A 20,216-nucleotide genomic window follows, 5' to 3' on the forward strand; every position below is an offset into this window, starting at 1 on the left:
GTGAAGCGGTTTTCCCTAGGGAATTGCGTAAATCGAAACTGGCAGGGGTATTTGACCATGAACAACATCGTTATCGTCGGCGCCGGCAAGATCGGCTCGACCATCGCCGGAATGCTCGCCGCGACCGGCGACTACCGCGTCACTCTCGTCGACCGCTCGGCGGCGCAGCTCGCCGCGGCCGAAGTCCCCGCCGGCGTCGAGACGCTCGAGCTCGACATTGCCGCTCCCGGCACGCTTGAGGCAGCCTTAACCGGCAAGTTCGCCGTGCTGAGCGCCGCCCCCTTCCATCTCACCACGCGCATCGCCGAAGCTGCGGCCAGTACCGGCGTGCATTATCTCGACCTCACCGAGGATGTCGTCTCGACCCGCCGCGTCAAGGAGCTGGCGCGTTCGGGCAAGAGCGCCTTCATCCCGCAATGCGGGCTGGCGCCGGGCTTCATCTCGATCGTCGCCAATGATCTGGCCAGCCGCTTCGACACGCTGGAAAGCGTGCGCATGCGCGTCGGCGCGCTGCCGCAATACCCGTCCAATGCGCTGAACTACAATCTGACCTGGAGCACCGACGGCGTCATCAACGAATATTGCGAGCCCTGCGAGGCGATCGTCGAGGGCGAGCTGATCGAGGTGCCGCCACTGGAAGAGCGCGAGGAATTCTCGCTCGACGGCGTCACCTACGAGGCGTTCAACACCTCGGGCGGGCTCGGCACCTTGGCCGAGACGCTGAAGGGCAAGGTGCGCACGCTGAACTACCGCACCATCCGCTATCCCGGCCACGCCGCCATCATGAAGGCGCTGCTCAACGATCTCGGCCTGCGCCACCGCCGCGACGTGCTGAAGGACATTTTCGAAAGCGCGCTGCCGGCGACGCTGCAGGACGTGGTCATCGTCTTCGTCACCGTCTCCGGCCGCCGCAACGGCCGCCTGCTGCAGGAAACCTATGCCAACAAGATCTACTCGCAGCGCGTCGGCAACCAGGTGCGCAGCGCCATCCAGATCACCACGGCGTCCGGCATCTGCGCCGTGCTCGACATGCTGGCCGACGGCAGCCTGCCGGCGACCGGCTTCGTCAAGCAGGAAGACATCGCGCTGGATGCCTTTCTGGCCAACCGCTTCGGCCGAGCCTATGCCCAGCATGAGATGGTGAGCCGGCTGGCGAGCTGAACTCTTCACCCTCCCCTTTGTGGGGGGGTCGGCTCGCAATCGGAGCGAAGCGGAGATTGCGGGACGGGGTGGGGGTGAGCGCCGACGATCGGAGAAGACCCCCCACCCCGCTCCGCTTCCCGGATCGACCCTCCCCACAAGGGGGAGGGTAAAACCTCTAAATATGCAGCGCGTGCCCGAGCGCCTTCAGCGCCGCTTCCTGGAACCCCTCGCCTTGCGTCGGGTGCGCATGGATGGTGCCGGCGATGTCCTCCAGCCGCGCCCCCATCTCCAGCGCCAGGCCGAACGCCGTCGACAGTTCCGACACGCCCTGCCCGACCGCCTGGATGCCGAGCACCAGATGGTTGTCGGCCCGCGCCACGACGCGGACGAAACCATCCTCGCCGAGCTTCGTCATCGCCCGTCCGTTGGCGGCGAACGGGAACAGCCCGATCTTGATCTCGCCCTGGGCCTTGGCTTCCTCGGGCGACAGCCCAACCGTCACCAGCTCCGGATCAGTGAAGCAGACGGCGGGGATTGCGCGCTTGTCCCAGTTGCGCTTGTGGCCGGCGACGATCTCCGCGACCATTTCGCCTTGCGCCATCGCCCGATGCGCCAGCATCGGCTCGCCGGTGACGTCGCCGATGGCGAAGATGCCGCGCATCGAGGTGCGGCACTGGTCGTCGATGCGGATGAATTTGCCTGACATGTCGAGGTCGATCTGGTCGAGGCCCCAGCCTTCGGTCACCGGCTTGCGGCCGACCGTCACCAGGATCTTGTCGGCGGAAACCTTGGTATTCTTGCCGTCCGCTGTTTCGACCAGCAGCGCGTCGCCCTTGGTCGACAGCCCCTTGGCCTTGGCCTCGGTCATGACTTCGACGCCAAGCGCCGCAAGCCGCTTGACCACGGGCCGGGTCAGCTCGGCGTCATACTGTGCCAGCACGCGCGGCAAGGCCTCGACCAAGGTCACTTCAGCGCCCATCTTGGCGAAGGCCATGCCAAGCTCCAGCCCGATATAGCCGCCGCCCACAACCGCAAGCTTCTTCGGCACCACGCTCAAGGCCAGCGCTTCCGTCGACGATATCACAGGCCCGCCAAAGGGCAGAAACGGCAGTTCGACCGGCGCCGAACCGGTGGCGATGACGATCGTCTCGGCCCGGATCACCTGGCTTCCCGTCTCGGTCTCGACTTCGACGGTCTTGCCGTCGCGGAACATCGCCCAGCCATGCACGGTCTTCACCCCGGCCTTCTTCAGCAGCCCGGCGACGCCGCTGTTGAGCCGGCTGACAATGCCGTCCTTCCAGGCGATGGTTTTGCCAAGATCGAGCACCGGTGCCGATACCGAGATGCCGAGCGGGCTCTTGCCGCCGGCCATGTGGGCGACCTTCTCGAACTCTTCCGCCGCATGGATCAGCGCCTTGGACGGGATGCAGCCGACATTGAGGCAGGTGCCGCCGGGCTTACCGGCCTCGACGATGACCGTGTCGACGCCGAGCTGGCCGGCACGGATGGCGCAGATGTAACCGCCCGGGCCGGCGCCGATGACGAGCAGCTTGCAGGAGATCTCTTTCATGGGGTCACCTCCATCGGTCGCCTTGCCTTCGTGCCGTATCGCTTACGTCTAGGATTGGCCGAGGCGCTCGCGCCTTCGTCATCCTGGGGCGGAGCAAGGAGCGTAGCGACGCGCGTAGACCCCGGGATCCATGCCGTGACGTTCGTGCGCTGCAACGGTGCAGAATTCTGCTCCGCCGCACCCTTCGACATCGGTCGCGGCATGGATCCTCGGGTCAAGCCCGAGGATGACGAACGCGTGAAGGGCTGGAGCCAATCACAGGCGACACCGATCGGCAGCCAGGAACTTGTCAGCGGTGACCGAGCCAAAGCCATCACCCTCAATCCACAAAGATCAGCGCCGGCGTTTCCAGCAGCGCCTTGATCCGTTGCACGAACACCGCGGCATCCCAGCCGTCGATCACCCGGTGGTCGAAGCTGGACGACAGGTTCATCATCTTGCGCGGGATGAACTGGGTGCCGTCCCACACCGGCCGCACCATCATCTTGTTGACGCCGATGATCGCCACTTCCGGATGGTTGATGACCGGCGTCGTCGCAATGCCGCCCATGGCGCCGAGCGAGGTGATGGTGATGGTCGAGCCGGACAGCTCGTCGCGCGTCGCCGTGCCGGACTTGGCCGCCTCGGCCAGCCTGTTGACCTCGGCGCCGCAATCCCAGATGTCGCGCGCCTCGGCATGCTTGACGACAGGCACCACAAGCCCGGACGGCGTCTGCGCGGCGATGCCGATATGGATGCCGCCATGCTGGTGGATGATGCCGGCCTCGTCGTCGAACAGCGAATTGAGCTGGGGCTGCTCCGCGATCGCCTTGACCATCGCCCGCATCAGGAACGGCAACAATGTCAGCTTCGGCCTGTCTGCCCGCTTCTCCTTGTTGAGCGCGGCGCGCAACTCCTCGAGTGCCGTGACGTCGATCTCCTCGACATAGGTGATGTGCGGGATGCGCGATTTGGACAGCGTCATCTTCTCGGCGATCTTGCGCCGCAAACCCACCACCTTGATGTCCTCGACCGCATCGTTGCGGGTTAGGCCGGACGTCTTGGCGACCTGCGGGCCGCGCGCCAGGAACGCCTCGATATCCTCATGGCCGATGCGCCCGGCCGGGCCGCTTCCCGCGACCTGCCGGAGATCGATGCCGGCCTCCTTCGCCCGCAGCCGCACGGCCGGCGACGCCAACGGCCTTTCACCCTCCGGGCGCGGCGCGCCGGAGATGGACCTCTGCCCAGTGCTTTTCGCAACGGCCGGAGCGGGTTTCGCCTCCGGGGCGCCGGCCTTTGGCGAGGCCTTCGCGACCGGCCCGGCGGTTTCGGGCTTCGGCGTCGGGAGCTTGGCCGGCGGTTCGGCGGCCACCGCCTCGGCCTTGGCATCGCCTTTCGGCTTTACATTGCCCTCTCCCGCCACTTTCAGCCGCACGATAGGGGAGCCGATCGCCACCGTGTCGCCGATCTCGGCGCCCAGCCACAGGATCTCGCCATCGACGGGCGACGGGATCTCGACCGTCGCCTTGTCGGTCATGACGGCGGCGAGCACCGTGTCCTCGCGCACCATGTCGCCGACCTTGACGTGCCATTCGACGAGTTCGGCCTCAGCGACGCCTTCGCCGACATCGGGAAGCTTGATGATGTGTTCGCCCATGTCAGGCCTCCCCACTTTAGGCTTCCAATGTTTCGATGAGCGCGCGGCCGACCCGGGCGGGACCGGGGAAATAATCCCATTCCTGCGCGTGCGGATAGGGCGTGTCCCAGCCGGCGACCCGCGCCACCGGCGCCTCCAGATGGTAGAAGCAGTTTTCCTGCACCAGCGCCGACAGCTCGGCGCCGAAGCCCGAGGTCAGCGTCGCCTCATGCACGATGACGCAGCGCCCGGTCTTCTTGACCGAGGCGACGATGGCGTCGAGGTCGAGCGGCAAGAGCGTTCTCAGATCGATGATCTCGGCATCGATGCCGGTCTCCTCGGCCGCGGCCTGCGCGACATAGACCATGGTGCCGTAGGCGAGCACGGTGACCGCCGAGCCGGCTCGGCGGATCGCCGCCTTGCCGAGCGGCACGGTGTAGTGACCGTCGGCAACCTCACCCAGCTCATGCTTCGACCAGGGCGTCACCGGCCGGTCGTGATGGCCGTCGAAGGGGCCGTTGTAGAGCCGCTTCGGCTCGAGGAAGATCACCGGATCGGGATCCTCGATCGCCGCGATCAGCAGCCCCTTGGCATCATGCGGGTTGGAGGGCACAACAGTCTTCAAGCCGGAGACGTGGGTGAACAAGGCTTCCGGGGACTGGCTGTGCGTCTGGCCGCCGAAAATGCCGCCGCCGGTCGGCATGCGAACCACGATCGGGCAGGTGAAATCGCCGTTCGAACGGTAGCGCAGTCTAGCCGCCTCCTGGGTCAGCTGGTCGTAGGCCGGATACATGTAGTCGGCAAACTGAATTTCCACGCAGGGCTTCAGCCCGTAGGCGGCCATGCCGATGGCCGAGCCGACAATGCCGGATTCGTTGATCGGCGCGTCGAAGCAGCGGCTCTTGCCGTATTTGGCCTGCAGGCCCTGCGTGCAGCGGAAGACGCCGCCGAAGAAGCCGACATCCTCGCCGAACACGACGACCTTGTCGTCACGTCCCATCGACACATCCATGGCGTCACGAATGGCCTCGATCATGGTCCGTCTCGGCATGGCTCAGACTCCCGCCTGCTGGCGCTGGCGCCTGAGATGCGGCGGCATCTCGGCATAGAGGCCCTCGAACATGTCGCGGGTCGACGGCTTGCCGCCGGCATGCAGCGTGCCGTGGCTTTCCGCCTCCTTCTGCGCCGCGATCACCGTGTCGAGGATTTCGGCCTCGGCCTGCGCGTGGCGTTCGTCCGACCAGACCCCGAGCCCGATCAGATGGTTCTTCAGCCGCACGACCGGATCGCCGAGTGGCCAGGCGTCGGATTCGGTCTTCGGTCGGTAGGCCGAAGGATCGTCCGAACTGGAATGGGCGCCGGCGCGGTAGGTGACGTATTCGACCAGCGTGGGCCCGAGATTCTTCCGCGCCCGCTCGGCCGCCCATTTGGCCACCGCATGCACGGCGAGATAGTCATTGCCGTCGACACGCAGCGACGGGATGCCGAAGCCGAGACCGCGCGCCGCGAAGGTGCCGGAGCCGCCGCGCGCTATGCCTTGAAAGGTCGAGATCGCCCACTGGTTGTTGACGACATTGAGCACGACCGGCGCCTTGTAGGTGGAAGCGAACACCAGCGCCGAGTGAAAATCGGATTCCGCCGTCGAGCCGTCGCCGATCCAGGCCGCCGCGATCTTCGAATCGTTCGAGATCGCCGAGGCCATCGCCCAGCCGACCGCCTGGATGTACTGCGTCGCCAGATTGCCGGAGATCGAGAAGAAGCCGTGCTCCTTCGACGAATACATGATCGGCAGCTGCCGGCCCTTCAGCGGGTCGGCCTCGTTGGAATAGATCTGGTTCATCATCGTGACCATCGGATAGCCGTCGGCGATGAGCAGGCCGGCCTGCCGATAGGTCGGGAAATTCATGTCGCCCGGCTCGAGTGCCTTGCGGAAGGCGCAGCTCACCGCCTCTTCGCCGAGATGCTGCATGTAGAAGGAGGTCTTGCCCTGGCGCTGCGCCATCTGCATGCGCGCGTCGAAGGTCCTGAGCGTCATCATATGGCGCAGGCCTTCGAGCAGCTCCTCATTGGAGAGCAGCCCGGCCCACGGGCCGACGGCTTCGCCATTGCGGTTCAGCACGCGGATGATGGAAAAGGCCATGTCGCGGATGGTGCGCGGATCGACATCGATGTCGGGGCGCGGCACCGAACCGGCCGCGGCGATGGTCACGTTGGAAAAATCAGGCGTGCCGCCCGGCCGCACTTCCGGTTCCGGAACATGGAAACGCAACATGCCAGCATCGGCCATGACCTTCGTCCTCCAATGTTGCCTGGCGCCGATATTTGCACATCCGCGCGTCCAGTGCGAATTCGCCGAAGGTCATCGGACCGGCCGCGCCGGCCGATCCAGCCTCCCCTGCGCCAAGATGAAGATATGTCCGCGAAATTTCTTGTCGATGTTTCACGGCGGCGCGCAATTTGGTGCAAGCTTGGGCGGGGTTTGTCGGAAGATAAGGCGATTCACTGCGCTGCGGTTGAAGCCGCCAATCTCCCCCCTCGTGGGGGGAGATCGAACTCTGTTCACGCCGCGCCAACATCATGCTAACCACCCCCCATGGCACAGAAGAAAGCTTTCGAGGTCGATTCCTGGCTCGCGCGGCCTGACGCGCGCATCTCCATCGTCCTGCTCTACGGCCCCGATCGCGGCCTCGTCTCCGAGCGTGCAAAGGCCTTTGCCGAAAAGACCGGCCTGCCGCTCGACGATCCGTTTTCCGTGGTCCGGCTCGAGGGGTCGGAGGTCGACCGCGACGAAGGCCGGCTGCTCGACGAAGCCCGCACCGTGCCGATGTTTTCCGACCGCCGCCTGCTCTGGGTGCGCAATGCCACCGGCCAGAAGGCGCTGGCCGAGGACGTCAAGGCGCTGACAGCGGAGCCCGCGCGCGATGCCATCATCCTCATCGAGGCCGGCGACCTCAAGAAGGGCGTCGGCTTGCGCGCCGTGGTCGAGGGCGCCGACAATGCCATGGCGCTGCCTTGCTACGCCGACGAGGCCCGCGACATCGACACGGTCATCGACGATGAATTGCGCAAGGCCGGCATGTCGATGACGCTGGAGGCGAGGCAGGCGCTGCGCCGCAATCTCGGCGGCGACAGGCTCGCTTCGCGCGGCGAGATCGAAAAACTCATCCTCTACGCCCACGGCCAGAAGGAGATCGGCCTGGAGGATGTCAGGGCGATGTCGGGCGACGTGTCCGGCACCTCGTTCGACGACGCCGTCGACGCGCTGCTGGAAGGCAAGGTCGGCGACTTCGACACCGCCTTCACCCGCCACTGCCAGTCCGGCGGCCCACCCTTCCTGGTGCTGTCCTCGGCGATGCGCCAGCTGCAGCAGATCCAAATCATGCGCGGCCAGATGGACTCTGGCGGGCGCAATGCCGCGTCGGTGGTCGCCGCCGCGCGCCCGCCGGTTTTCTTTTCGCGGCGCAAGCTGGTGGAGAAGGCGCTCGAGCGCTGGAGCAGCGATGCGCTGAGCCGCGCGCTAACCCGGCTGCAGACCGCGGTGCTGCAGACCCGCAAACGGCCCGATCTGTCAGAGGCGCTGGCGCGCCAGGCGCTGCTCGGCATTGCGGTGGAGAGCGCGAGGCTGGGGCAGCGTTAGGCCAGCGATCCTCCCGTGCTACTCGCCGGACCAATTGATCGGGGCGTAATGTCCGTTTTGGCCGGAATTGTCCCAGCTCATGCCATGGTCGCTGAATGTACTGCCTTGCGCCCCCATCGCCATGCCGAGCCAGTCGGGATTGACGGGATGGCCGGTGGCCGCCCACATCTGCCCGTCTTCGCGCATTGTCGGCAGCGGCTCGACCGCCATCTGCATGACCCCGGCGATCGCCGCTGATCGCTTTTTGCCGTCTATCCGGTAGTCTATCGGCACCTTCTTGGCGCCGAGATTCGTGCCGATCATGGGTGCCAACACCGCCATGGGGCCGCCCGCGGCGCCAGTGAAGATGGCGCCCAGCGCCTCTGTCTGCCTGTCATCGGCCCGTTCGTCGATATAGGCGGCGGCTGTCCAATTGCCGTCTGCCATCGGGCCCGGCGTGTGAGCGACCAGCGCGACACTCAGCCCGTCCAATCGAACGTCGCCGTAATTGCCCGTATCGATATGAAAGACCAGACCGACGTCGCAAACGCCTTTGGTCGGCCTCGATGTCAGCTGCGCCTTGGTGGACAGCAGGCACGGACACACGACATCGCAGCTGCAATTTTCGAAGTAGCTTCCGGACAATTGCCAACGGACGGCCATTTGCACCTCCCATGCGTCAGGCGCGTCGGCATATCACTTTGGCGAGGCGGTGCCATTTCACGACTAGTGCAGGAATGGCAAATAGCCCCCGCCGCGATTGGCCGGCACGCCAGGGCAATTCATTTAAGCCATGTCTAATATAGGTTACGCCGTCGCCCGGCACTGTCAAGCCGCGAGCGCTGGAGCTGCTTCCCTTCTCCCACAAGGGGAGTAGGAAAACCCAGACAATTCGCCGGCTAACTACTGCTCCTGCTTCAATCTCCGGCACAGCTCATCGAGCTGCTCCAGCGACCGATAGGACACCCGCAGTTCGCCGCCCTTGCCCTTGTGATCGATGGCCACGATCATGCCGAGCGTGTCGGTCATCAGCTTTTCCAGCGCCAGCGTGTCGGCATCCTTTTCCGGCGCGGCTTGCGGCTGCTTCGGCTTGGCCGGCGTGGGGCCGGCCGGCATCTGCGCCAGCGCTTCGGCCTGACGCACGGAAAGCCCTTCCTCGACGATGCGCTTGGCGAGGCCGGCCGGATCCTCCGCCGTCACCAGCGTGCGGGCATGGCCGGCCGACAGCGCGCCGTCGACCAGCATGTCGCGGATCACGTCCGGCAGCTTCAGCAGCCTGAGCGTGTTGGCGACGTGGCTGCGGCTCTTGCCGATGACATTGCCGAGATCGGCCTGGGTGTAGCCGTGCTCGTCGATCAGCTGCTGGTAGCCCAGCGCTTCCTCGACGGCGTTGAGGTCGGTGCGCTGGACGTTCTCGATGATCGCCAGCTCAAGCGCAGTGCGGTCGTTGACCTCACGGATGATGACCGGGATCTCGGTCAGCCCGGCGCGCTGCGCCGCGCGCCAGCGCCGCTCGCCCGCGATGATCTCGTAGCGGCCCGCCTGCGTCGGCGACGGCCGCGCCACCACCGGCTGGACCACGCCATGTTCGCGGATCGACTGGGCGAGGTCGGTCAGTTCGGCGTCGCCAAAATGCCGGCGCGGATTTTTCGGATTGGGGCTGAGAAACTCGATCGGCACCTTGCCGTCGGCGCTCATGCCGGGCTTTTCCGGAGCCGCCGGGCGATCGATCTCGCCGATCAGTGCCGCAAGGCCACGGCCCAGTCTTTTCCTCGAAAGGTCTTCGCTCATGTCTATTCCAGGTCTATTTTGGATAATCGTTTGGATCGTTTCGGTATCGAATCGGCTGTTAATTCTGCACCCGATCCAATCAAGCGGCGCGCAATTTACGCTCGCGGCGGATCACTTCCGAGGCCAGTTGCAGATAGGCCTGGCTGCCCGAGCACTTCAAATCGTAAAGGATCGCCGGCTTGCCGTAGGACGGCGCCTCCGACACCCGCACATTGCGTGGAATGATGGTTTCGTAGACCTTGTCGCCCATATGTTCCCGCACATCCTGAACCACCTGGTTGGCCAGATTGTTGCGGCCGTCATACATGGTCAGCACGATGCCCTGGATGGTGAGGTCGGGATTGATCGACCGGCGCACCTGCTCGACGGTTTCCAGCAATTGGCTGAGACCTTCGAGCGCGAAGAACTCGCATTGCAGCGGCACCAGCACCGAATCGGCCGCCGCCATCGAATTCAGCGTGAGCAGGTTGAGGGACGGCGGGCAGTCGATCAGCACATAGCCGAAACCGGCAGACCGCGCCGAGGCGGCACGCAAGGCGTTGCGCAGCCGCAGCACCCGGTCGGGCGCCGAGGCGATCTCCATTTCGATGCCGAGCAGGTCGAGCGTCGACGGCACGATCGACAGGCCGGGCACGGCGGTCGGAATGGCCGCGGCCTCCAGCTCCAGCTCGCCGGTCAGCACGTCGTAGGACGAGACCGTGCGGTCCTTGCGGTCGATGCCGAGGCCAGTGCTGGCATTGCCCTGCGGGTCGAGGTCGACGATCAGCACCTTTTCGCCGATCGCGGCCAGAGCGGTGGCCAGATTGATGGCGGTGGTGGTCTTGCCGACACCGCCCTTCTGGTTGGCTACGGTGATGATTCGGGGGCCGTTTTTCAACATGGGTTTATGCCAGAAATTCATTTTGGGTCGCCAAATAGCCCGACAAGTCGAAGATCAGACAGGTCGCAGGTTAGACAGTTCCAGGATGACGCCATGGGGGTCCGTCACACTGGGATGTTCTACCAGATCGAAGGCCCATCGGTTAACGCTTTCTTGCACTTCGGCGCGGTAATCCCGGCCTTTGTGGAACAGGCCGCGCGCGCCTGATGTCAACCAGGGTGCCGTCAGCTCGAGCAGGACCGAAAGCGAGGCCAGGGCCCGTGCCGTGACGATTTGCGGTTGCGGAACAAGCGCATGGCTGTCCTTGATGCGGCGCGCCACGACCCGCGCCGGCAGGTTGAACTGGCCGATGACGGTTTGCAGGAACGATGCCTTTTTTCGATTGCACTCCACCAGATCGATGCTGGCCCCAGCACGCTCGGCGAGCAGGAAAGCCATGACCAGGCCGGGAAATCCGCCGCCCGAACCGATATCGACCCAATGCGTGGCATTGGGCTCTATGCGCGCCAGCTGTGCGCTGTCGAGGATGTGGCGCTGCCAGACATCGCCCGCGGTCGACTGCGCCACCAGATTGATGCTGCGATTCCATTTCTGGAACATGGCTTCGAACGCCACCAGGCGATCGAATGTTTCACGTGAAACCGGACCCGCCGCGTCCTGCAGGCTCTCTAGGGAGAAAGAGCTCACGCAACGTCTCTCTGCGCATTCTCATAATGCCGGACATGCGCGACAATGATCGCCAATGCCGCCGGCGTCATGCCCTCCATGCGCTGCGCGTCGGCGATGGACCGCGGCCGCCGCGCCTGCATCTTCTGTTTCAATTCATTGGACAGGCCCGGCACACCTGCGAAATCGACCGTCTCGGGGATCAGCCGGCTCTCCTCGTGGCGGATCTGCGCGACATCGCTCTTCTGCCGGTCGAGATAGACCGAATATTTCGCTTCCGTTTCGAGACGTTCCGCGGTCTTGGCGTCGATCGCCGCAAATTTTGGCTCGACCCTGGCCAGCCAGGCGACATCGACGTCGGGATAGGCCAGCAGCTCATAACCCGACCGGCGCACGCCGTCCCGGTTGATCTCCAGCCCTTGCCGCGCCGCCTCATTCGGGGTCATCGCCACCGATCTGGCCAATTCGCGCGCCGCGTCGAGCCGCTGCATGACATCGCCATAGCGCTGCATCCGCTGCACCGAGGCGATCCCCAGCTTCGCGGCAAGCGGCGTCAGCCGTTCATCGGCATTGTCGGCGCGCAATGACAGCCGGAATTCGGCGCGCGAGGTGAACATGCGGTAGGGTTCGCTGATGCCGCGGCTGGTCAAATCGTCGACCATCACGCCGATATAGGCCTCGGTGCGGCTCAGCACGATCTGCTCGCCGCCCGCTGCCCGCCGCGCCGCGTTGAGGCCAGCGAGCAAGCCCTGGCCAGCCGCCTCCTCATAGCCCGTGGTGCCGTTGATCTGCCCAGCGAGAAAGAGGCCAGCGATGCGCTTGGTCTCCAGCGTCTGATGCAGCTCGCGCGGATCGACATGATCATACTCGATAGCATAGCCGGGCTGCAGCATGGTCGCGCGCTCCAGCCCCGGAATTGTCTTAAGGATCTCGAGCTGCACATCCTGCGGCAGCGAGGTCGAAATCCCATTGGGATAGACCGTGTCGTCGTCGAGCCCCTCTGGCTCGAGAAAGATCTGGTGGCCGTCGCGGTCGCCGAACTTGACGATCTTGTCCTCGATCGACGGGCAATAGCGCGGCCCGACGCCTTCGATCGATCCGGAATACATGGCGGAGCGCCCGAGATTGGCGCGGATCAGCTCATGTGTGGCTGATGTCGTGCGCGTGATGCCGCACTCGATCTGCGGTGTGGTGATGCGGTCGCTCATCAGTGAGAACGGCACCGGATCCTCGTCCGCAGCCTGGCTTTCCAGCGACGCCCAGTCGATGGTCTTTCCATCCAGCCGCGGTGGCGTGCCGGTCTTCAGGCGGCCGAGCTTGAAGCCGGCGCGGTCCATGGTCGCCGACAGACCAAGGCTCGCCTGCTCGTTCATGCGGCCGGCGACGATCTTCTTCTCGCCAATATGAATGAGGCCGCGCAGGAAAGTGCCTGTCGTCAGGACCACGGCGCCGCAGGCAAGCCTCCGGCCGCCGGCCAGGAGGACAGCAGTGATCCGTCCTTCGTTGATCTCGAAATCCAGCACCTCGCCCTCGACCACGTCGAGATCGTTCTGCTGCCGAATCGCTTCCTGCATAGCAAGGCGATAGAGCTTTCGATCGGCCTGCGTGCGTGGCCCGCGCACCGCCGGACCCTTGCGGCGGTTGAGCAGACGGAACTGGATCCCGGCGGCATCCGCCACCCGACCCATCAGCCCGTCCATGGCGTCGATCTCGCGGACCAGATGGCCCTTACCGAGCCCGCCAATCGCCGGATTGCACGACATCACGCCGATCGTATCGAAGCGCAGCGTCACCAGCGCGGTTTTTGCGCCGGCGCGCGCGGCGGCACTGGCCGCCTCGCATCCCGCATGGCCGCCGCCCACCACAACCACATCATAGTGATCGGTCATTTCAAATCCTGGACTCAAAAAGCGATTGAGGGACACATGTCCCCGCAGGGCCAAGCTGTCAAGAAAACTTCGCGGCAAGTTTCACGTGAAACAGGGGTGAGAGGTATGTCCGGCGATGTTTCACGTGAGTCATGGCCATTCCGATTGTTTCACGTGAGTCACGGCCAAGGGGGTGCCGAGGCGTCCCATACTTAGTCATCCTAGGGCGAAGTAGGAGCGAAGCTCCGTAACGGAGACCCTAGGATCCATTCCGTGACATTAGATGTAGGGTGCAGCGGAATTCTGCACTGTTGCGGCGCTGCAGAGTCCCGGCATGGATCCTAGGGTCTGCGCCGCGTCGCTCCGCTCCTTGCTTCGCCCTAGGATGACGAAGTGACAGGCGTTTCCGCAAATGCATCACCACCACGGAGATCCCCGGCGTGTTCGCCCAAGTCATTGTTTCACGTGAGTCATTTCCCGATGCAGAACTGCGAAAAGATCACGTCCAGCATGTCCTCGACATCGATCGCGCCGACGATTCGACCCAGGCTGTCCGCCGCCAGTCGCAGCTCTTCGGCGCGCAGTTCCTGACCTGCTGCGTCCTCGGCGGCGGCGCGAAGCAGATGGCGATTCGCCTCACCGAGCAGTTCGACATGGCGCAGGCGCGACGGCAGAACATCGCCGACGTCGCCGGCGGCATCCGCCGCGCGACGGCCGATTTCAGCCAGCAGCGCTTCCACGCCAGTCCCGCCTACAACAGAAATGGCAACGTCGTAGCGACCGGCCGCCTCCCGAGCCGACCCCTCATCCAGCAGGTCGAGTTTGGTGCCGACCCGCAAAAGAGGCGCCTTGCCCGGCAACGGCCCAAGGACCCCGGGCGCCAAAATGTCCTCCAGCAGCAGCAAGAGATCGGCGCGGTCGGCCTTGGCCCGCGCCTTCTCGATGCCGATCGCCTCGACCTTACCCGGCGCTTCGCGCAAGCCGGCCGTGTCCGTCAGCCTGACACGCAGGCCGCCGAGATCCAGCGTCACCTCGAGTAGGTCCCGCGTCGTGCCCGGCTCATCCGTTACAATAGCTGCATCGCGCCGCGCCAAGGCGTTGAACAGACTCGACTTGCCGGCATTCGGCGCGCCGAGAATCACCACCTCGAAGCCTTCGCGGATGATCTCGGCGGCGTGAAATCCGGCGATATGCCGATCGATCTCGCCAATCATCGCCCGGACATCAGACCAGACCGTATCCGAAACGGATCCTGGCACGTCATCTTCATCAGCAAAATCGATCTCGGCCTCGATCATCGCCCGCGCATGGATCAGTCGGCGGCGCCAGCTCAGATAGAGCTCGCTCTGGACACCCTCGGCATTGCGGACCGCGAAGCGTCGCTGCGCCTCGGTCTCGGCATTGACCAGATCCGCCAGTGCTTCCGTCTCGACCAGGTCGACCTTGCCGTTGAGAAAGGCGCGGCGCGTGAATTCGCCGGGTTCGGCGTGCCTGACGCCGTCGAAACCACTGATGATCTCCAGCATCCGCGCCACGACGGCGCGTCCGCCATGGACATGGAATTCGGCGACATCCTCCCCGGTAAAGCTGGCCGGACCGGGAAAGAAGATGACCAAGCCGCTGTCGAGCACGGTTCCATCCGGCGCCTTGAATCTGCGCAAGACCGCCACCCGGTCCTTAACCATGCCACCAGCAATCGTTTCGACCACGAATCGAGTCTGCGGACCGGAGATACGCAGCACGGCGACACCGGCCGGAAGCCGGCCGCTCGACAGCGCAACGATCGAATCGCCTGAAATCATTTGCCCGCTCTGTTGAACCGCCCTAGCCTCGCGCCTTCAAACAACCCGAGTAGCCCATTGTGACATTGCCCGCGCAAAACCTGCTTGCCGAAGAAGCCAGCCCCTATCTGCAGCAGCACAGCGGCAATCCCGTCCATTGGCGGGCCTGGTCGCCGGCATCGCTCGAAGAAGCAAGGACGCTCGATCGCCCGATCCTGCTCTCTGTCGGCTATGCCGCCTGCCATTGGTGCCATGTCATGGCGCATGAAAGCTTCGAGAATGACGGCGTCGCCGCCGTCATGAACCGTCTGTTCGTCAATATCAAGGTCGACCGCGAGGAGCGTCCCGACATCGACCAGATCTACATGGCCGCGCTCTCCTCGATGGGCGAGCAAGGCGGCTGGCCGCTGACCATGTTCCTGACGCCGGATGGCAAGCCATTCTGGGGCGGCACCTATTTTCCGCGCGAGGCGCGCTATGGCCGCCCGGGCTTCATCCAGGTCATGGAAGCGGTCGACAAGGCCTGGCGCGAGAAGCGCGACAGCCTGCACCAGAGCGCTGACGGGCTGACTTCCCATGTCGAAGCGCGGCTCTCCGGCACGCACGCCAGGCAGAGCCTCGACCGCGGCGCGCTCACCGACCTCGCCGGCCGCATCGACGGCATGGTCGACCGCGACCTTGGCGGTCTGCGCGGCGCGCCGAAATTCCCCAACGCGCCATTCATGCTCACGCTCTGGCTGTCCTGGCTGCGCGATGGCAACGCCGCGCATCGCGACGACGTGCTGGTCAGTCTCGAACGGATGCTGGCCGGCGGCATCTATGATCATATTGGCGGCGGGCTCAGCCGCTACTCCACCGATGCCGAATGGCTGGTGCCGCATTTCGAAAAGATGCTCTACGACAATGCGGAGCTGATCCGCTTCTGCAACTGGGCCTTTTCGGCAAGCGGCAATGATTTGTTCCGCATACGAATCGAAGAGACCGTCGACTGGCTGCTGCGCGAAATGCGCGTCGAAGGCGGCGCCTTCGCCGCCAGTCTCGATGCCGACAGCGATGGCGAGGAGGGGCTGTTCTACACCTGGAACCGGCAGGAGATCAAAACCGTTCTAGGTGACGATTCAGCCTTGTTTTTCAAATACTTCACGCTTTCTGCCCCACATGGCTGGGAAGGCAAGCCGGTTATCCACCAAACCCGCACCCAGCAAGCCCAAGGCGTGGCCGATCGCGAAAAACTCATTCCGCTCAAAGCCAGGCTTCTCGCCGTCCGGGAAGAGCGCGTCAGGCCAGGCCTCGATGCCAAGACCCTCACCGACTGGAACGGCCTGATGATTGCGGCACTCGCCGAGGCCGGTCGCTCGCTGGGCCGGCCCGAGTGGATCGAGGCCGCGGACAAGGCGTTTGCCCATATCTCCGGCGCCAGCCGCGACGGCCGCTTGCCGCATTCCATGCTTGGCACCAGAAAACTGTTTCCCGCTCTGTCGAGCGACTACGCCGCCATGGCCAATGCAGGGATTTCGCTGTTCGAGGCGTCTGGCGATTGGAGCTACATCGACCAGGCGAAGCAGTTCATCGAACAGCTCGACCATTGGTATCCCGACCCAGCGGGAACAGGTTACTATCTGACCGCTTCGGACAGCACCGACGTACCGATCCGCATCAGGGGCGATGTCGACGAGGCCATTTCCTCAGCCACCAGCCAGATCATCGCAGCACTTGTGCGGCTCGCCTCCGTTACCGGCGATCCCGATCTCGCGGAAAAAGCCTGGAAGATCGCCGAGCACGCCGCCGGCCGCGCGGCGCACCAGGCCTATGGCCAGGCCGGCATCGTCAATGCCTGCGCGCTTGCCATCGAGCCTTTGAAACTGGTCATCGTCGACAGCCCAGAGGATCCAAAGCTCGTTCCGGTTGCGAATCGGTGCCCCGACCCGCGCCGCGTCGACATCATTGCCGCGATTGGTTCGGAAACGAATCGACCCTTGCTGCCCGGCGGGATTCTGCCTCCGACCGACAAAGTAGGGGCCTGGCTTTGCACCGGGCAGGTTTGTTTGCCGGTGGTGGCGGATGCTGAGGAGTTGGAGCGGTTGTTGCGAAGATAGCTCCTCACCCTCCCCCTTGTGGGGTGGGTCGGCTCGCGATCGTAGCGAAGCATAGATCGGGAGAAGGGGTGGGTGTGAAACGCCAGCCTCAGTGCTGACCCCCACCCCGCTCCGCTGCGCGGATCGACCCTCCCCACGAGGGGGAGGGTAAGCCCTTACGTATTCATCGAATCGAAGAAGTCCGCATTGGTCTTGGTCTGCTTCAGCTTGTCGATGAGGAACTCGATCGCGTCGGTGGTTCCCATCGGCGCCAGGATGCGGCGCAGCACGAAGATCTTCTGCAGATCCTGACGCGGCACCAGCAGGTCTTCCTTGCGGGTGCCGGATTTGAGGATGTCCATGGCCGGATAGATGCGCTTGTCGGCGACCTTGCGGTCGAGCACGATTTCCGAATTGCCGGTGCCCTTGAACTCTTCGAAGATGACTTCGTCCATGCGGCTGCCGGTATCGATCAGCGCGGTGGCGATGATGGTCAGCGAGCCGCCTTCCTCGATGTTACGCGCGGCACCGAAGAAGCGCTTCGGGCGCTGCAGCGCGTTGGCGTCGACACCGCCGGTCAGCACCTTGCCGGATGACGGCACGACGGTGTTGTAGGCGCGGCCGAGGCGGGTGATGGAATCGAGCAGGATGACGACGTCGCGGCCATGTTCGACCAGGCGCTTGGCCTTTTCGATGACCATTTCGGCGACCTGGACGTGGCGCACCGCCGGTTCGTCGAAGGTCGAGGAGACGACCTCGCCCTTCACCGAGCGCTGCATGTCGGTCACTTCTTCCGGCCGCTCGTCGATCAGAAGCACGATCAGATAGCATTCCGGGTGATTGGTGGTGATGGAGTGGGCGATGTTCTGCAGCAGCACCGTCTTACCGGTGCGCGGCTGCGCGACAATCAAAGCGCGCTGGCCCTTGCCGAGCGGCGCCACCAGGTCGATGACGCGCGGCGAGATATCCTTGGAGGTCGGAACCTCCATTTCCATCTTCAGCCGCGAAGTCGGATAGAGCGGCGTCAGATTGTCGAAATGGATCTTGTGGCGGATCTTTTCGGGGTCGTCGAAATTGATGGTGTTGACCTTGAGCAGCGCGAAATAGCGCTCGCCCTCTTTCGGGCTGCGGATCGGTCCTTCGACCGTATCGCCGGTCTTCAGCGAAAAGCGCCGGATCTGCGACGGCGAGATATAGATGTCGTCGGGGCCTGGCAGATAGTTGGCGTTGGCCGAGCGCAGGAAGCCGAAACCGTCCTGAAGCACCTCGACCACGCCGTCGCCGATGATCTCGACGTCCTGGGCGGCCAGCTTCTTCAGGATCGCGAACATCAGTTCCTGCTTGCGCATGACGCTGGCGTTCTCGACCTCGAGCGATTCGGCATAAGCGATCAGCTCTGGCGGTTTCTTGTTCTTGAATTCGGTAAGTTTCATTTCTTGCATAGACGGACTCTGGGTGAGCTTTGGGAGAAAAATATCGGCGGGATGCGACAAATGCCGGGCGCGGCCGAAAACAATGAGGGGCGGCGCATGACGGGAAGGAAGACCCGTCTTTTATCGTCGGTCGGATGAAAGAGCAAGCCGCGTTTTAACAGGCCTGATCGGCCTCAGAACGGCTTGACGACAACCAGGATCACGATGGCGATCATCAACAATGTGGGGATCTCATTGACGATCCGCCAGTGCCTCGCCGGTTTTTCGTTGCGATCTTCGGCGAATTTGCGCACCGCGCCGGCCAGATAGCCGTGAACGGCGGACAACAGCAGCACCAGCCCGATCTTGGCGTGCAGCCAGCCGCCCTGGAAGCCGAAGACTTTCCAGGCGAGCCAAAGGCCGAACACCCAGGTGACGATCATCGCCGGATTGATGATGCCGCGCAGCAGGCGCCGCTCCATCACCTTGAAGGTTTCCGACTGCACCGACCCCTTCTCGGCATCGACGTGGTAGACGAACAGCCGCGGCAGATAGAGCATGCCGGCCATCCACGAAATGACGGCAAGGATATGGATCGCCTTTGCCCAGGGATAGAAGCTTTCGGGCGCTACGAAAAACAGAAACGCCGTCGCCACGATCAGCACAGTGATGCCGGTGACCATGCGCATCATCGCCTGGCCGGTGCTGTTGGTATTGTCTGACTCAGCCATCAGCGTGCCGCGCTCCTCACCTGCTTCACCATCGCCTCGACATGCGCGATCGGTGTCTCCGGCGTGATGCCGTGGCCGAGATTGAAGATCAGCGGCCCGTCTCCCAGCGCTTTCAGGATCGCCTCGACGCCATCTGACAGCGCCTTGCCGCCGGCTACGAGGCGCAAGGGATCGAGATTGCCCTGGACCGCACCCGAGCGCTGCAGATCCTTCGCCGCCGCCAGCGGCACCGTCCAGTCGATCCCCAGCCCCGTCACGCCAGTCTTCTGGCGATAGGTCCGGTAGCGCGCGCCGGCACCCTTGGGAAAACCGATGATCGGCACATCGGGATGGACAGCCTGTACCTGCCGGACGATCTCCGCCACCGGCCAAACGCAGAACTGGTCGAACGACGCATCGTCGAGCACGCCGGACCATGAATCGAAAATCTGCACCACATCCGCGCCGGCTTCGATCTGGCGGATCAGATAGGCAGCCGAATGATCGGCCAGCACCTTCAGGAGATGTTGAAAAGCCGCCGGCTCGCGATAGGCGAACAGCCGCGCCGGCGCCTGGTCAGGTGTTCCATGGCCGGCGATCATATAGGTCGCCACCGTCCACGGCGCGCCGCAGAAGCCGATCAGCGTGGTCTCGTCAGGCAGTTTTGCCCGCAGCCGGCGAACCGTCTCGTAGACCGGTTCGAGATTCACGTGAAACACATCGCTTTCCAGAGCCATGATCTCGGCCACGGAGATCGGCGTCAGCAACGGTCCTCGCCCCTCTTCGAAGCGCACATCGCGGCCAAGCGCATGCGGAACGACAAGGATGTCGGAGAACAGGATCGAAGCGTCGAAGCCGAAGCGCTCGATCGGCTGCAGCGTCACTTCCACCGCAAGGTCGGGATCGTAGCAGAGGTCGAGAAACGACCCGGCGCGCCTGCGTGTTTCACGATATTCCGGCAGATAGCGCCCAGCCTGACGCATCATCCAGAGCGGAGGCGGAAAATGAGCCTCGCCCTTCAGGACGTCCAGCATGATCCGGCTTTTGGGCATTGAGCGCTCGCCTCTCCCGGCCTTCCTATAATCAAAG

16 protein-coding genes are annotated in these 20,216 nt (G+C 64.2%); 3 read left to right on the forward strand and 13 right to left on the reverse strand.

The window, feature by feature from the left end:
• Nucleotides 1-57 precede the first annotated feature (57 nt).
• Nucleotides 58-1,161 (forward strand): saccharopine dehydrogenase family protein, encoded by a 1,104-nt coding sequence (locus MAFF_RS18450; RefSeq protein ID WP_010912461.1) that lies wholly within the window; start codon nucleotides 58-60, stop codon nucleotides 1,159-1,161.
• 157 nt (nucleotides 1,162-1,318) lie between these two features.
• Here the strand turns inward: MAFF_RS18450 and lpdA are convergent, their stop codons facing one another.
• The 4 genes from lpdA to MAFF_RS18470 form a co-directional block, all read right to left on the reverse strand.
• Nucleotides 1,319-2,713: a dihydrolipoyl dehydrogenase gene (gene lpdA, locus MAFF_RS18455; protein WP_010912462.1), complete on the reverse strand. Its 1,395-nt coding sequence runs from the start codon at nucleotides 2,711-2,713 to the stop codon at nucleotides 1,319-1,321.
• A gap of 319 nt (nucleotides 2,714-3,032) precedes the next feature.
• The gene (locus MAFF_RS18460; RefSeq protein WP_010912463.1) at nucleotides 3,033-4,349 is read right to left on the reverse strand and encodes a dihydrolipoamide acetyltransferase family protein; all 1,317 of its coding nucleotides are present in this window, start codon (nucleotides 4,347-4,349) and stop codon (nucleotides 3,033-3,035) included.
• A gap of 16 nt (nucleotides 4,350-4,365) precedes the next feature.
• Nucleotides 4,366-5,379: an alpha-ketoacid dehydrogenase subunit beta gene (locus MAFF_RS18465; protein ID WP_010912464.1), complete on the reverse strand. Its 1,014-nt coding sequence runs from the start codon at nucleotides 5,377-5,379 to the stop codon at nucleotides 4,366-4,368.
• A 3-nt stretch (nucleotides 5,380-5,382) separates the two neighbouring features.
• A complete protein-coding gene (locus MAFF_RS18470; protein WP_010912465.1) occupies nucleotides 5,383-6,615 on the reverse strand; it encodes a 3-methyl-2-oxobutanoate dehydrogenase (2-methylpropanoyl-transferring) subunit alpha in 1,233 nt (410 codons plus the stop codon).
• 306 nt (nucleotides 6,616-6,921) lie between these two features.
• Between MAFF_RS18470 and holA the strand changes: the two genes are divergently transcribed.
• Nucleotides 6,922-7,965, forward strand: a complete 1,044-nt coding sequence (gene holA / locus MAFF_RS18475; protein WP_010912466.1) for a DNA polymerase III subunit delta — start codon at nucleotides 6,922-6,924, stop codon at nucleotides 7,963-7,965.
• Between the two features lie 18 nt (nucleotides 7,966-7,983).
• Here holA and MAFF_RS18480 read toward each other — a convergent pair whose 3' ends face one another.
• The 6 genes from MAFF_RS18480 to mnmE all read right to left on the reverse strand — a co-directional run bounded on the left by MAFF_RS18480 (nucleotide 7,984) and on the right by mnmE (nucleotide 14,951).
• Nucleotides 7,984-8,607: a DUF1326 domain-containing protein gene (locus MAFF_RS18480; RefSeq protein ID WP_044548518.1), complete on the reverse strand. Its 624-nt coding sequence runs from the start codon at nucleotides 8,605-8,607 to the stop codon at nucleotides 7,984-7,986.
• 240 nt (nucleotides 8,608-8,847) lie between these two features.
• Nucleotides 8,848-9,735, reverse strand: a complete 888-nt coding sequence (locus MAFF_RS18485) for a ParB/RepB/Spo0J family partition protein (RefSeq protein WP_010912468.1) — start codon at nucleotides 9,733-9,735, stop codon at nucleotides 8,848-8,850.
• Nucleotides 9,736-9,814: 79 nt separating this feature from the next.
• The gene (locus MAFF_RS18490) at nucleotides 9,815-10,615 is read right to left on the reverse strand and encodes a ParA family protein (RefSeq protein ID WP_010912469.1); all 801 of its coding nucleotides are present in this window, start codon (nucleotides 10,613-10,615) and stop codon (nucleotides 9,815-9,817) included.
• Nucleotides 10,616-10,669: 54 nt separating this feature from the next.
• Entirely contained in the window at nucleotides 10,670-11,302 is a 633-nt protein-coding gene (gene rsmG, locus MAFF_RS18495) for a 16S rRNA (guanine(527)-N(7))-methyltransferase RsmG (protein WP_010912470.1), read from the reverse strand.
• A complete protein-coding gene (gene mnmG, locus MAFF_RS18500; RefSeq protein WP_010912471.1) occupies nucleotides 11,299-13,170 on the reverse strand; it encodes a tRNA uridine-5-carboxymethylaminomethyl(34) synthesis enzyme MnmG in 1,872 nt (623 codons plus the stop codon). The genes rsmG and mnmG overlap by 4 nt, the downstream gene beginning before the upstream one ends.
• A gap of 449 nt (nucleotides 13,171-13,619) precedes the next feature.
• The gene (gene mnmE / locus MAFF_RS18505) at nucleotides 13,620-14,951 is read right to left on the reverse strand and encodes a tRNA uridine-5-carboxymethylaminomethyl(34) synthesis GTPase MnmE (RefSeq protein ID WP_010912472.1); all 1,332 of its coding nucleotides are present in this window, start codon (nucleotides 14,949-14,951) and stop codon (nucleotides 13,620-13,622) included.
• A 59-nt stretch (nucleotides 14,952-15,010) separates the two neighbouring features.
• On the opposite strand from mnmE, the gene MAFF_RS18510 reads away from it, so the two are divergent.
• On the forward strand, nucleotides 15,011-17,026 hold the full coding sequence (locus tag MAFF_RS18510; RefSeq protein ID WP_010912473.1) for a thioredoxin domain-containing protein: 2,016 nt from the start codon (nucleotides 15,011-15,013) through the stop codon (nucleotides 17,024-17,026).
• 155 nt (nucleotides 17,027-17,181) lie between these two features.
• Here the strand turns inward: MAFF_RS18510 and rho are convergent, their stop codons facing one another.
• The 3 genes from rho to hemE all read right to left on the reverse strand — a co-directional run bounded on the left by rho (nucleotide 17,182) and on the right by hemE (nucleotide 20,179).
• Nucleotides 17,182-18,447 (reverse strand): transcription termination factor Rho, encoded by a 1,266-nt coding sequence (gene rho / locus MAFF_RS18515; RefSeq protein ID WP_019862177.1) that lies wholly within the window; start codon nucleotides 18,445-18,447, stop codon nucleotides 17,182-17,184.
• A gap of 164 nt (nucleotides 18,448-18,611) precedes the next feature.
• Nucleotides 18,612-19,148, reverse strand: coding sequence for a protoporphyrinogen oxidase HemJ (gene hemJ, locus MAFF_RS18520; protein ID WP_044548520.1), 537 nt, complete (start codon nucleotides 19,146-19,148; stop codon nucleotides 18,612-18,614).
• Nucleotides 19,148-20,179 (reverse strand): uroporphyrinogen decarboxylase, encoded by a 1,032-nt coding sequence (hemE, locus tag MAFF_RS18525; RefSeq protein WP_010912476.1) that lies wholly within the window; start codon nucleotides 20,177-20,179, stop codon nucleotides 19,148-19,150. Before hemE ends, hemJ begins: the two co-directional genes overlap by 1 nt.
• Nucleotides 20,180-20,216 lie beyond the last annotated feature (37 nt).

The sequence above is a fragment of the Mesorhizobium japonicum MAFF 303099 genome, from assembly GCF_000009625.1.
Taxonomy (GTDB): Bacteria; Pseudomonadota; Alphaproteobacteria; order Rhizobiales; family Rhizobiaceae; genus Mesorhizobium; species Mesorhizobium japonicum.

Coding starts and splice junctions, on each gene's coding strand:
- MAFF_RS18490 (WP_010912469.1), bottom strand. CDS start 10,615: ATGTTGAAAAACGGCCCCCGAATCATCACCGTAGCCAACCAGAAGGGC.
- MAFF_RS18485 (WP_010912468.1), bottom strand. CDS start 9,735: ATGAGCGAAGACCTTTCGAGGAAAAGACTGGGCCGTGGCCTTGCGGCA.
- MAFF_RS18470 (WP_010912465.1), bottom strand. CDS start 6,615: ATGGCCGATGCTGGCATGTTGCGTTTCCATGTTCCGGAACCGGAAGTG.
- MAFF_RS18460 (WP_010912463.1), bottom strand. CDS start 4,349: ATGGGCGAACACATCATCAAGCTTCCCGATGTCGGCGAAGGCGTCGCT.
- rho (WP_019862177.1), bottom strand. CDS start 18,447: ATGCAAGAAATGAAACTTACCGAATTCAAGAACAAGAAACCGCCAGAG.
- MAFF_RS18480 (WP_044548518.1), bottom strand. CDS start 8,607: ATGGCCGTCCGTTGGCAATTGTCCGGAAGCTACTTCGAAAATTGCAGC.
- lpdA (WP_010912462.1), bottom strand. CDS start 2,713: ATGAAAGAGATCTCCTGCAAGCTGCTCGTCATCGGCGCCGGCCCGGGC.
- holA (WP_010912466.1), top strand. CDS start 6,922: ATGGCACAGAAGAAAGCTTTCGAGGTCGATTCCTGGCTCGCGCGGCCT.
- MAFF_RS18465 (WP_010912464.1), bottom strand. CDS start 5,379: ATGCCGAGACGGACCATGATCGAGGCCATTCGTGACGCCATGGATGTG.
- hemJ (WP_044548520.1), bottom strand. CDS start 19,148: ATGGCTGAGTCAGACAATACCAACAGCACCGGCCAGGCGATGATGCGC.
- hemE (WP_010912476.1), bottom strand. CDS start 20,179: ATGCCCAAAAGCCGGATCATGCTGGACGTCCTGAAGGGCGAGGCTCAT.
- MAFF_RS18450 (WP_010912461.1), top strand. CDS start 58: ATGAACAACATCGTTATCGTCGGCGCCGGCAAGATCGGCTCGACCATC.
- mnmG (WP_010912471.1), bottom strand. CDS start 13,170: ATGACCGATCACTATGATGTGGTTGTGGTGGGCGGCGGCCATGCGGGA.
- mnmE (WP_010912472.1), bottom strand. CDS start 14,951: ATGATTTCAGGCGATTCGATCGTTGCGCTGTCGAGCGGCCGGCTTCCG.